At 37.0% G+C, this 12,299-nt stretch carries 15 protein-coding genes; 8 read left to right on the top strand and 7 right to left on the bottom strand.

Translation table 11 applies throughout. The features are described 5' to 3' along the window. Positions 1-2: 2 nt before the first annotated feature. Both HME9304_RS12305 and HME9304_RS12300 read left to right on the top strand, forming a co-directional pair. Positions 3-362: a DoxX family protein gene (locus tag HME9304_RS12305; protein ID WP_112378878.1), complete on the top strand. Its 360-nt coding sequence runs from the start codon at positions 3-5 to the stop codon at positions 360-362. A gap of 4 nt (positions 363-366) precedes the next feature. Further along, positions 367-999 carry an MOSC domain-containing protein gene (locus HME9304_RS12300; protein WP_112378877.1) on the top strand — a complete coding sequence of 211 codons (633 nt, stop codon included), beginning with the start codon at positions 367-369 and terminating at the stop codon, positions 997-999. A gap of 47 nt (positions 1,000-1,046) precedes the next feature. On the opposite strand, the gene HME9304_RS12295 is transcribed toward HME9304_RS12300, so the two are convergent. Continuing rightward, positions 1,047-1,427, bottom strand: a complete 381-nt coding sequence (locus HME9304_RS12295) for a hypothetical protein (RefSeq protein WP_112378876.1) — start codon at positions 1,425-1,427, stop codon at positions 1,047-1,049. Positions 1,428-1,637: 210 nt separating this feature from the next. Here HME9304_RS12295 and HME9304_RS12290 point away from each other — a divergent pair, with 210 nt between their 5' ends. Together HME9304_RS12290 and HME9304_RS12285 are read left to right on the top strand one after the other, a co-directional pair. Continuing rightward, positions 1,638-2,507: an AraC family transcriptional regulator gene (locus tag HME9304_RS12290; RefSeq protein WP_112378875.1), complete on the top strand. Its 870-nt coding sequence runs from the start codon at positions 1,638-1,640 to the stop codon at positions 2,505-2,507. After that, positions 2,507-3,103 (top strand): alpha-ketoglutarate-dependent dioxygenase AlkB family protein, encoded by a 597-nt coding sequence (locus HME9304_RS12285; RefSeq protein WP_112378874.1) that lies wholly within the window; start codon positions 2,507-2,509, stop codon positions 3,101-3,103. The genes HME9304_RS12290 and HME9304_RS12285 overlap by 1 nt, the downstream gene beginning before the upstream one ends. Before the next feature lie 4 nt (positions 3,104-3,107). Here the strand turns inward: HME9304_RS12285 and HME9304_RS12280 are convergent, their stop codons facing one another. Further along, positions 3,108-3,875, bottom strand: coding sequence for a S1/P1 nuclease (locus tag HME9304_RS12280; RefSeq protein ID WP_112378873.1), 768 nt, complete (start codon positions 3,873-3,875; stop codon positions 3,108-3,110). A gap of 156 nt (positions 3,876-4,031) precedes the next feature. On the opposite strand from HME9304_RS12280, the gene HME9304_RS12275 reads away from it, so the two are divergent. The 4 genes from HME9304_RS12275 to HME9304_RS12260 are packed head-to-tail and all read left to right on the top strand — an operon-like array spanning position 4,032 to position 9,066. After that, positions 4,032-6,230 carry a DUF5916 domain-containing protein gene (locus tag HME9304_RS12275; protein ID WP_112378872.1) on the top strand — a complete coding sequence of 733 codons (2,199 nt, stop codon included), beginning with the start codon at positions 4,032-4,034 and terminating at the stop codon, positions 6,228-6,230. Between the two features lies 1 nt (position 6,231). After that, complete coding sequence (locus HME9304_RS12270; protein WP_112378871.1) at positions 6,232-7,029, top strand: HAD family hydrolase; 798 nt, start codon at positions 6,232-6,234, stop codon at positions 7,027-7,029. Positions 7,030-7,065: 36 nt separating this feature from the next. After that, positions 7,066-8,328: a DUF819 family protein gene (locus HME9304_RS12265; RefSeq protein ID WP_112378870.1), complete on the top strand. Its 1,263-nt coding sequence runs from the start codon at positions 7,066-7,068 to the stop codon at positions 8,326-8,328. Positions 8,329-8,373: 45 nt separating this feature from the next. Continuing rightward, positions 8,374-9,066 (top strand): DUF4369 domain-containing protein, encoded by a 693-nt coding sequence (locus HME9304_RS12260; RefSeq protein WP_112378869.1) that lies wholly within the window; start codon positions 8,374-8,376, stop codon positions 9,064-9,066. A 4-nt stretch (positions 9,067-9,070) separates the two neighbouring features. Here HME9304_RS12260 and HME9304_RS12255 read toward each other — a convergent pair whose 3' ends face one another. The 5 genes from HME9304_RS12255 to HME9304_RS12235 form a co-directional block, all read right to left on the bottom strand. After that, positions 9,071-9,343 (bottom strand): hypothetical protein, encoded by a 273-nt coding sequence (locus HME9304_RS12255; protein WP_112378868.1) that lies wholly within the window; start codon positions 9,341-9,343, stop codon positions 9,071-9,073. 24 nt (positions 9,344-9,367) lie between these two features. Then, positions 9,368-10,336, bottom strand: a complete 969-nt coding sequence (locus tag HME9304_RS12250) for a type I phosphomannose isomerase catalytic subunit (RefSeq protein ID WP_112378867.1) — start codon at positions 10,334-10,336, stop codon at positions 9,368-9,370. Between the two features lies 1 nt (position 10,337). Next, positions 10,338-10,745 (bottom strand): 6-pyruvoyl trahydropterin synthase family protein, encoded by a 408-nt coding sequence (locus HME9304_RS12245; RefSeq protein WP_112378866.1) that lies wholly within the window; start codon positions 10,743-10,745, stop codon positions 10,338-10,340. Continuing rightward, on the bottom strand, positions 10,735-11,274 hold the full coding sequence (gene idi / locus HME9304_RS12240; RefSeq protein WP_112378865.1) for an isopentenyl-diphosphate Delta-isomerase: 540 nt from the start codon (positions 11,272-11,274) through the stop codon (positions 10,735-10,737). The genes HME9304_RS12245 and idi overlap by 11 nt, the downstream gene beginning before the upstream one ends. A 72-nt stretch (positions 11,275-11,346) precedes the next feature. Beyond that, on the bottom strand, positions 11,347-12,270 hold the full coding sequence (locus HME9304_RS12235; protein ID WP_239023265.1) for a PorP/SprF family type IX secretion system membrane protein: 924 nt from the start codon (positions 12,268-12,270) through the stop codon (positions 11,347-11,349). Between the last annotated feature and the right edge of the window lie 29 nt (positions 12,271-12,299).

The raw sequence follows: 12,299 nt of genomic DNA, 5'->3' as shown, positions 1-12,299 counted from the left end.
CTATGAGCTATCCTTGGCACCTTTATCTAATGGCAGGAATGTATATTATTGCAGGAATTATGCATTTTATATATCCAAAAGCATATATGCGCATCATGCCAAATTACTTGCCAAACCATAAGTTTTTGGTATTGCTAAGTGGTATCGCAGAAATTGTCTTGGGTATCGCTCTTTGTTTTGAACAGACCAAAAAAATTGGTATTTATGGTATCATTTTAATGCTGCTTGTTTTCCTGTTGGTTCACTTTTATATGCTATCGGGAGAAAAAGCATCTGCTGGAGTACCAAAGTGGATATTGATATTGAGAATTCCGTTACAGTTCGGTTTAATATACTGGGCTGCCTTTTATCTAGAAATTTAATCCCGTGAAAATAGTTTCAACAAATATTGGCAGAGCTACTCCCATAACCTGGAAAGGACAGGAGACAACAACCGGAATTTACAAATACCCTACGAAAAAACCACTTTTATTAGAGGATGAAACGGTAAAAGGTGATACTATCAGTGATCGTAAACACCATGGAGGAATTTTTAAGGCATGCTACCTCTTTTCTGCAGACCACTACCCTTATTGGAAAGAAAAATACCCCGATTTGGATTGGAATTGGGGCATGTTCGGGGAAAATTTGACGGTTGAAGGATTGGACGAATCCCAAATGCAAATCGGTAGCATTTACCGAATCGGTACTTCGGTTGTACAAATTAGTCAACCAAGGGAGCCTTGTTATAAGTTGGGAATACGCTTTGGAACCCAAAATATTCTGGAACAATTTATAGATTATGGATTTCCTGGCACCTATGTTAAGGTTCTGGATGTTGGCGAAGCCAAAATTGGAGATTCCATGGAATTGATTGAAAAATCCAGTAGCCCGTTAACGACCCAACAATTTTATAATGTGCTATTTTCCAGAAATAAAGATAAGAACATCTTAAAAATGGCCATTGAAAATGAGGCATTGCCAGCTAAGAAAAGAGAGCGTTTGAAAAGATTCCTATAAAAAGAGGCCCAAAATTAGGGCCCCTTGCACTGAATTAACTAAACAAACTATCTTACGTCAATGGTCTCTCTATAAGTTCCCAATTTATCTACAACTACTAAAGTGTATTTATCTTCAAAAGCTTTTTCAAAGTTGAATGACTTTTCAATAACGATTTCGCCATCTATTGATTCACTGTAAACAAGTCTATCTTCGCTATCGTAAACCTTTACTACTACTTTTCCCTGCGTAAGATTTAATAAGTTCAACAATATCTTGTCGCCCTTCTTTATAAATACCGGGTCTAAGGTAATATCGATTAAACTTTTTTCCACCTCACTTTTGGAAATTCCTTTTTTACCCAATGCGTTTGCTGGTCCATTTGCATATCCTATGGTAGATATTACCAAGAATGCCGCTACTGTAACATAATTTAAAACTGATTTCATAACGTTTCGTTTTTTAAGATTACAAGGCAAAACTACTATGAAACAATACCCTGTGATACTACCATTTTTTCCAATTTATGTGCAATATTACCCTTTGTGAAATGTTAATTTAGTATTAAGGGTAATACAGCATATATTTTAGGTAATTTTGCATAGACGGTATCTTTAAACCAGTGATAACTTTACAGAAAAGAAAGTAAGATGGCGACAATGATTCAAAAACCTGCTTTTGAAGCAATTGAACCAAGTTTTGGGCACTCGTTCACATATCAAAAATTTAACCATAATAAGGAGAATAAGAACAATGGCTGGCATTACCACCCCGAATTGGAGCTAGTTTACGTTAATGGTGGTTCCGGAAAAAGACAAATAGGAAGCCACGTATCGTATTTTAGGAACGGTGACCTTATTTTGATCGGATCCAATTTACCACATTGTGGTTTTACAGATAAGCTGACAGGAAACAAAAGCGAGACCCTGATACAGATGAAAGCCGATTTCCTTGGGAACGATTTTTTCAATATTCCCGAAATGAAGAATATCCACAAACTATTTGAGGTTGCCAAGGGCGGTATTGCCTTTTCCGGAAAAACAAAGACAAAAGTTGGCGAGAAAATGGAAATATTGGAATATCAGACAGATTTTCAAAGGCTGCTGTCAATTCTCAATATTTTGAACCAGTTAGCCACATCAGATGAAATAAAAGTTCTTAACGGACAAGGTTTTTCCATGGAAACAGAAGTCAAGGACAATGATAGGATCAATATTGTATTTAATCACGTAAAGGCCAATTTTAAAGAAGATATAAGCTTGGAAGGGATTGCTGATATGGTAAGTATGACCGTTCCATCTTTCTGTAGATATTTTAAGAAAATTACCCACAAAACATTTACCCAGTTTGTAAATGAATATCGCTTGGTACATGCATCCAAACTTTTGGCTGAGCAACCCATTAGCATTACACAGGTTTGTTTTGACTGTGGATTCAATAACTTTTCACATTTCAATAAATCCTTTAAGGCATTCACGGGACAAAATCCATCAGAATACAGAAGTCAATTAAAAACGGTACTCAAATAATGGGATTGTTTTCGGAAAAAATCGATTTAAACCTTCCTGAAAGCGAGATTAGTTATTATTCCAATTTTTTAAAAACTGAGAATGCCAGCGCCTATTTTAAAATTCTAAAAAGTAAGGTTCCATGGCAACAAGATAAAATCAAGGTCTTTGGGAAAACTTATGATCAACCGCGATTGACGGCACTTTATGGAAATAACGATAAAGCCTATAGTTATTCCAATATCGTTATGCGTCCACACGAGTTTACACCAGAACTGCTGCAAATAAAATCTTTTGTTGAGAAAGAGGCCGAGATGGAATTTTCTACATGCTTACTAAACTATTACAGAAATGGCAAAGATAGTAATGGTTGGCATGCGGACGATGAGAAGGAACTGGGCCAAAATCCTGTTATCGCCTCAATATCATTGGGAGCAGAACGTATTTTTCATTTAAGGAATAAAAAAGATAAATTGCTTAAACATAAAATAGTTTTGGAACATGGAAGTTTACTGTTAATGGCTGGCGAGACCCAGCACAAATGGCATCACAAGATAGCTAAAACCAGTAAAAATATAGGCGAACGCATTAACCTGACTTTTAGAATTATAAAATAATGTACTAACGGAAAAGGTCGTTCAGTACCTTTGCGAGTCTCAAACCTCCCTTTTGTAATTGGTCAAATAATATATTGTTGTACTTGTAACTATATTGATATCCAATTTTTTCGCCTGGTTCAACCGAACCGTACAGCTCGGCAGCAATCAAGTGTGATTCATGCACCCAATCGTAAATTGTACCCTCCTGAATTTTCTTGCGTTTCCATTTTGGAAGTCTATCCAGTTCTGTAGCGAGTTCCGTATAGGTCATTCCATAAGAAACGATCATGTTTTTATCCCAGACACGATGCAGATTGGTACCCTCGCCAAACCATTGTAATTGAATATCGTTGCCACCCTTATCCTCTGCCCTACTTGCATGCATCGGCTGATGAAGGTCACCAACCAAATGTATCAACATTTTCAAATAAAAAACCCTATCCTTTTTTGTACTGGTTTCATTTTTTATAATACCAATGCATTCTTCAATGGCCATGACCACATCGCCAAACTCACTTTTTTCAGAATCCTCATAGCGCATGTCCATAGGATAATTAACATAGTGCCAAGGAGAAAATCTGGAATTGTTTCTATCTGCTTTAATTTCATCCGCATATGTTGAAACAAAAGCTAAACTATGTCCGTCGAGTAATTTGTTTAGTGCTCTTTTGGCTTTCCCAGAAAGATGGTTTTGTGCAATATGTCCAGTAACCCTATGTCCTGTTTTTCCCCAGTAATTACTAAAACCCAGTATAGGAATTAATAAAAAAAGAAAAAATACTTTATTCATGATCGATGTTTTTTCAAAAGTAGAAAACCAAGGCCAAACCAAACAACAAACTGATTTGATTTTCAAACTTTATTAAAAGACAATTGATAGTATAACATTTGTGATTTTTTTAACGACACTTTCCCTTAAATTTGATTTGCTAACTAAACTATCCCAATTTTGAAAATTCGTTTTGTACTCGTTGCAATACTCCTTCCTATTTTTCTTTTTGCACAGACCAATACCAAACAGTTTACCGTAAAGTTCATTAACCAACCTATAAAAATAGATGGAATATTGGATGAACCTATTTGGGAAACCGCAGAAAGTGCACATGATTTTCAACAATACTTTCCTTCAGACTCCATTTTGGCCGTTGAGCAGACCGATATAAAAATGCTCTATAGCGCCACTACCTTATACATAGGCATTAAAGTGAACACCAAAGGTGAGGATTATGTAATACCTTCATTGCAAAGGGATTATAGAGCTGGTGGAAATGATAACATAAGTTTACTTTTCGATACCTTCAATGATGGCACAAACGCTTTCCTCTTTGGAATGAACCCTTACGGTGTTCGTAGAGAAGCCTTAATATCCAACGGAGGGGGCGATTTGGGAGGCTTCACTACCTCATGGGATGTAAAGTGGCAGGGAGAATCAAAAATATATGATGGTTATTATATCTGTGAAATGGCCATTCCTCTAACTTCCTTTAAATTTAAACAAGGAGAGACCAAATGGCGGTTTAATAGTTATCGGTTTGATATGCAGTCGAACGAGACCAGTACCTGGATGGAAATCCCTCAAAACCAATTGATTTTTGGCCTAGCGTTCATGGGGGATATGATTTTTGAAGAACCATTGGGAAAATCAAGAACCCCTTTAGCGCTTATCCCTTACATAAATGGGGTGTCTTCAAAGGATTTTGAAACCAATGAATCTGTAAACGAACTAAACTTTGGAGGAGACGCCAAGGTTTCCATTGGTAATGGAATGAATCTGGATATAACCCTTAACCCTGATTTTTCAAACGTAGAAGTGGACAACATCTTCACCAACCTTACCCGGTTTGAGATATCATTGCCGGAAAGAAGGCAATTTTTTATTGATAACAGTGACCTTTTTGGAACATTTGGCAATGAGCGTGATTCCAACCCGTTTTTTTCAAGAAGAATTGGAATAGCCGAAGATGCAGATGACGAAACTATTGAAAATGGTATTATCGGTGGAGTTAGGCTTAGTGGAAAATTGAACGAAGACTGGCGTTTGGGACTCTTGAACATTCAAACAGAAGAAGATTCCGATAACGAGATTCCAAGCAATAACAATACGGTTTTTGCACTCCAGAAAAAAATGTTTTCAAGATCTAACCTTAGTTTCATCTTTGTGAATAGAGAAACTTTTAAGGATTACGATTTTGTAGAGGAAGAGGACAGGTACAACCGCGTTGTAGGTTTGGATTATAATCTTGCCTCTTCAGATAATACTTGGGTAGGTAAATTTTTCTTTCATAAATCCTTTGCCCATGATATCGGTGACCGCAACAGTTCAGGTGGAGTGGATTTACAGTACAACTCCAGACAAATTAATTTTGGACTGCGCGGAAATTACGTAGGTGATGACTTTAGATCGGATTTAGGCTTTGTAAGAAGAAATGATATTATCGCTGCAAGACCTTTCATCGAATTTAATTTTTGGCCAAAAAAAGGCAAAATCAACAACCATGGTTTTCGCTTTAGCCCAAACGCTATATGGAGACCAACATTGGGTTATCAAAACACCGATTATACAATTTTTAGCAGCTGGCAGGCCCAATTCAAGACACAAGAAGAGATTGGTATTAGAATGTTCAATAGGTTCACTTTTTTGACCGATACTTTTGACCCCACCAGTACAGATGGTGCCTTGGAACTTCCTGCTGATCAGGGATATTACTACACCAGTTATGAAATTGGTTTTCAAAGTGACCGTAGAAAGATTTTCTCTTATGCTCTAGAACCCGGCTATGGGGATTTTTACAATGGCACCCGATTTTCATTTGAAGGAGACATGAGTCTCAGATTACAACCCAAGGTTACACTTTCTTTAGATTTGAATTATGATAGTATAAACCTTCCTGAACCCTTTCCAAGTGCAAATCTATGGCTGGTCAGCCCAAGAATCAACATCACCTTTAATAAGTCTGTTTTCTGGTCAACATTGGTTCAATACAGTAATCAAAGGGATAATTTAGGTTTCAATTCACGTTTACAATGGCGATTTGCTCCACTTTCTGATTTGTTCATTGTTTACAACGACAATTATTTTGTAAACTCCTTTATGCCAAAAAATAGGTCGATAAACTTAAAATTGACCTATTGGCTAAATATATAGGATGGACTTTAAAATACTTTGCTCCGATTTGGACGGTACACTACTTTCCACAAAAAATGATGTTTCCGAATTCACGATTTCGGAAATAAACCGAATCAAACAAAAATTAAGAGTGATTCTGGTCTCGGCACGGATGCCCAAATCAATGACCTATCTGCAAAATCGAATGGGGATTCAAGGAAATCCCATCGTCTGCTACAACGGGGCATTGATTATGCAAAATAACAACGAGCTTAGTTCCACAGTGATTCTCGCACGTGTAGCAAATGAAATTTACCAAGCTTGCAAACTGAAGAATATTAAATTAGGACTTTATCACAAAAACGAATGGTTTGTGGGCGAAACCTCTATGCGGGTTGAAAAAGAAGTTTTCAATACAAAAGCAAACCCTATTTTTGAATCTACCCATACCACTTTGAAAAGATGGGAAGGAGAAAACATCGGCCCCCATAAAATTATGCTGATGGGAGGAAAAAAAAGTATGGATGATATCACCGGAGTATTGCAGAATGAATTTGTTCCAGCCTTAAACTATTATCGCTCCAACGATAGATTGATAGAAATTGCACCAAAATCGGCTTCAAAGCTCTCTGCCGTAAAATCCATATTAGGACCAGAAGAATCTTTGGAAAATGTTTTGGCTTTTGGCGACAATTATAATGATATGGAACTGTTACAGCAGGCAGGGTATGGTGTGGCCGTTGAGAATGCTAGAATTGAAGTTAAGAAAATCGCTAAGATGGTAACCCTTAGCAATAAAGAAAATGGGGTGGCTAAATTTATTAAAGACCATCTTTGATTTTCCTATATTTGAACTTCTTACCATTAAAATTATATGAACCAGCTACCTTTTACTGAAGACACCGTAATCTTTGGGCTTCTTTGTCTCTGCTTAGGTTTCGTTTTTTATACCTCATCCATAAAAACGGGATTTTGGAAAAAATTCTATGGTATTGTACCAACAGTACTTATGTGCTATTTGTTACCTGCAATCTTAGCCAGTACAGGCATTATAAACGAACGTGAATCGCAAACATATTATATCGCTAGCAGATATCTATTACCGGCCGCATTAATTTTGATGACATTAAGCATTGATTTAAAAGCAATAATAAATCTAGGTTCCAAAGCCCTGATCATGTTTCTAACGGGAACCGCCGGAATTGTTATCGGCGGTCCGTTGGCCATCTTGATTGTCTCCATTTTTTCTCCTGAAACCGTTGGAGGAAATGATTTTGATGCTGTTTGGAGAGGTCTTGCAACGATTGCAGGGAGTTGGATCGGTGGAGGCGCCAATCAAGCTGCAATGTTAGAGGTCTTTCAATACAATCAAGAGAAGTATGGCGGCATGGTTTTAATCGATATTGTAGTTGCCAATATTTGGATGGCCATTTTGTTATTGGGTATAGGAAAAACAAAAAAAATTGATAAATGGTTAAAAGCTGATACCTCTTCCATTGAAGAACTAAAGCAAAAAGTATCTAGCCATACCGCAAAGATTGCCAGGGTAACTTCACTACATGACTTTATGATGATGCTTTTATATGCCTTTGCCGGCGTAGGGATAGCACATTTATTGGGATTTCATTTTGCCGAATTTTTAGAAAGTAATTTTGAAGTAATACGAAACAAGGAAAAAATATTGTCTTCCTTAGGCTCCAAATTTCTTTGGATGGTTGTCTTTGCAACAGCATTCGGCATAGGGCTTTCCTTTACCAAAGCCAAAAATTATGAAGGGGCCGGGGCCAGTAAAATAGGTGGCATGTTCATCTATATTTTGGTAGCTACCATTGGAATGAAAATGGATTTGGGACGGGTTATGGAAAACCCAGGTTTGATAGCCATTGGTTTAGTTTGGATAACCATACATGCAGGACTTCTGATTCTTGTGGCGAAATTGATAAAAGCCCCTTACTTTTTCTTGGCCGTTGGAAGTCAGGCAAATGTGGGCGGAGCTGCTTCCGCACCCGTAGTTGCTGCAGAATTTCATCCCTCTTTGACTTCTGTGGGAATACTTTTGGCAGTTTTTGGATACGTAGTTGGAACAGCCGGAGCTTATTTATGTGCTTTACTAATGGAAGTAGCATCCAAAGTTTAATTTTTCGCCCAAGATTATTGATATTTGCCACGCTAAATTTTAACCATGAAAAAGATTTTATTTGTACTCATACTTGGATTGATGATTTCTTCCTGTGAAACTGAAACAAAAAATACGATGACCGTTTCAGGAAATATAAAAGGTTTGAAAAAAGGAACTCTGTTCTTGCAGCACTTTAGTGATTCAACACTGGTCGTGCTTGATTCTGTTAGAATGAAAGGGGACGCCTCGTTTACGTTTTCGCATGAAGTTGAGAGTCCAGAAATTTTTTACCTATACTTAGAAAAAGAGGACCAAAATGATTTAAATGATAGAATAACATTTTTTGGTGAGCCCGGTGAAATAAAAATCAATACCTCTTGGAACACCTTTGACTTAAATGCAAAAATTGAAGGTTCTAAAACCCATGAAAAACTAATGGAATTCAATTCCATGATTTCAAATTTTAACATCAAAGAACTTGAAATCACACAAAAAGCCATGTTGCCTGAATTTAGAGAAGACTCTGTTGCTTTGGACTCACTTCAGAAATTGATGGATCGCAACCTGATCAGCAGATACAGATATGCATTAAATTTTGGAATAAATAACGGAGATTCTTACGTTACTCCCTATATTATGTTGACTGAAGCAAAGGATGCAAATCCAAAATACTTGGATTCGGTATATCGTGTTCTCACTCCAGAGGTTGGAGCATCAAAATACGGTAAAGCATTCAAAGACTATCTAGGTAAATAATTGGCTAATTGGCTAGACTGTTCAGGTCCTCGACGAGTTCTGTGGCTTTTTTTTCCAACTCTGCTCGAATTTCCTTAAAGTGAGACTTGTTGTTTTCCACGTCTTTTTTGTGGACTTTATCCATTAGTTCGTCGAACACGGAAATGGCTTTGTCAATTATAATGGAACCTTCTTTGGATTCTTTATTGTCAGAACCTGCTTCCCATAAATAGACAGCTTCTATTATATCCCCTAAAACAAAATTGATATCCTTTTTTAAATCACGAATATTTGCCATATCAATGTTTTTTCAAATGTACTATTAAATGGTAACTTCTAAAAGTTTAGCCTTTTCGGCGATTAATTCAATCGATTTGCTCGCTGCTGCAATTAAAACGGTTTCCCCCTTTTTGATCAAAACACTTCCCCAATCATCTCTGATTTCGGCTTCACCCCCTACGCACATGTATATTGTAAATGAATCCCTTTTGGTTACATCTTGAATCATTTCCGCCGTAAGATCAATAAAATTGGTTTTAAAATATGGGCAATCTACCATTTTATTGATAACATTATTCTCGTTGGAATACTGCACCTTAAAATCATCTTTCATTGAATAATCTATTGCATCTAGCGCCAAATCTGTGTGCAATTCTCTAAGGTTACCATCTTTGTCCTTTCGGTTAAAATCAAATATCCTATAAGTGATATCAGAAGTTTGTTGAATTTCTGCCAATAGAACTCCTGCTCCTATGGCATGGATTTTACCTGTATTGATAAAAAATGTATCTCCTTCGTTTACTTCTTCATAATTCATCAAATCTAAAAGAGAACCATTTTCAACACTTTTTATGTATTCATCCTTTTCAACATTTTTATTGAATCCGATAATGAGTTTGGCGCCTGGGTCTGAATCCATAACATACCACATTTCAGTTTTGCCAAAAGAATTATGCCTCTCTTTAGCCAACTTGTCATCAGGATGCAATTGAATGGACAAATCTTGATTAGCATCAATAAATTTAATCAAAATCGGAAAATCACTGCCAAATCTTTCTACAACACTTTTACCTAACAATTCTGCTCCATTTTGCTGTATTAATTCTTGTAGGGACGTTCCCCTTAATTCACCGTTTACAACTACGGATATATTGCCATCCACACCCGAAAGCTCCCAACTTTCTCCCGTAATATCACTTGAAATGAGCTTGTTCAAAACATTTTTTAGCTTTGTGCCGCCCCAAAGTCTTTCCTTTAATATTGGGTCAAATTTCAATGGATATAAATTCATTTTATCCTGAGTATGTTACAAAGTTTCGAGGTGTTTCGTAGAGTACTATTTCCAACTCTTTGGTCTCGGCTATATAAGGCCTGAGCTTATTCCAGATAACTACAGCGATATTTTCCGCAGTTGGATTCAATTTCTTAAATTCTGGCACATCCTCATTAAGATTTTTATGGTCCAAGGCTTCTTCCACATATTCCTTGATCAAATCTTTTAGGACTTTTAGGTCCATGACAAATCCAGTTTCCTTATCAATTTCCCCCGTTATACTAACAATGAGGTCATAATTGTGGCCATGATAATTTGGATTGTTACATTTTCCAAAAACCGCATCGTTCTTATCAAAACTCCAGTCAGGCCTATACAGTCTGTGCGCTGCATTAAAATTGGCCTTTCTACTTACTTTAACCTTCATTTCTTACTGTTTTTTCTAATAAATGATTGTAGAAACGCTCAAAAATAATCTTAAACCAAGCGGTGTAATCCTCAGGTTTCTTGGCAATATCATCTTTAATGTCTTTTGGATGCATCCACTTCCAATCCGCCACTTCATTTGGGTTTATTTTTGGAAAATCCTCATAATACCCCACCATAACATGATCAAGCTCATGTTCCGTTAAGCCATTATCAAAAGGAGCTTTGTAAATAAAGGAAAACAATTCCTTAAGATCTGTTTTAAAACCCATTTCTTCTAGTAGACGTCGTTTTCCAGCTTCAATATTGCTCTCGCCACTACGTTGATGGCTACAGCAGGTATTAGTCCAAAGTAACGGGGAATGATACTTGTTCCTGGCACGCTGCTGCAACATAGTTTCTCCTTTGCCATTCATAATAAAAACAGAGAAAGCCCTGTGCAGAACTGCTTTCTCATGAGCTTCCATTTTGGGCATTAAGCCAATAGGTTCGTCAGCCTCATTGACCAATATCACATTTTCTTCTTTCATAGAACAAAAATATGACCTTTGTCAGGAATTATCCTGATACTGGTTTCTAAAATGTTCTTAAATCAGAATAGATTAGAAGAAGCGTGGAGATTTTAGATTGCCAAGATTCTTTATAAAATCATACCTGAAGATAACTTCAATTGAGCCATCATTGAAGGTTGTTCCTCCTAAATCAGTGATTTCACGGTCATAGGCAAGACCTATAAACATCTCATCGGAAACCCTAAATCCAAACAATCCACTAAACGCTGCATCCCATCTGTAGGCTATGCCACCTATGAATTTCTCATTAAACATAAAATTAGCAGATATATCTGTTTGCAGCGGAGCTCCTTGTACCATTTTTGTCAACAGAGTTGGTTTAAACTTGAGAAAAGGATTCAAATCCCAAACATATCCTGTTATCAGATATACATTCATTCGTTCCCTTGCAGTCGAAACTGAAGATTCATCAAAATGTGTAGTCTCCAGTATTCGAGGTACAGAAAGCCCTGCATAAAATCGATTTGTATGATAATAGACTCCGGCTCCGATATTTGGTGAAAATTGGTTTTGTATATCTTGTTGCGTTTGTAGCTGAGGATCAATTTCGAATTCATCCAGTTCAGAATATCGAATATCCAGCATATGGGCACTTGCTTTTAGCCCAAAACTTAACCTCCCTTCCAAAGAAGTATAGATAGTATATGAAAAATCCGCATCAAAATAAGTTTCCGACGTAGGTCCGATCTGATCATTGACAATGGATATTCCCATGCCAACCCCGCGGTATCCAATAGGCGTATGCAAATTAAGAGTCTGGGTTTGCGGAGCTCCATCCAATCCCAACCATTGGTTCCTATATAATGCAGCAATGCTCAAATGCCCTCGAGAACCTGCATAAGCAGGATTCACACTCACAGTATTGTACATATATTGTGTATACTGGGCATCTTGTTGTGCACGTAAGGACAGACCCGTTCCAAACACAAACAGTATGATTACTACAAATTTCACTTTTCTAAATATCGTTTTATCCAAAACTT

Origin of the sequence: Flagellimonas maritima (genome assembly GCF_003269425.1) — a bacterium.
Taxonomy (GTDB): domain Bacteria; phylum Bacteroidota; class Bacteroidia; order Flavobacteriales; family Flavobacteriaceae; genus Flagellimonas; species Flagellimonas maritima.
Note: the sequence above shows the minus strand (reverse complement) of the source record. Positions and strands in the feature narration are given on the sequence as shown.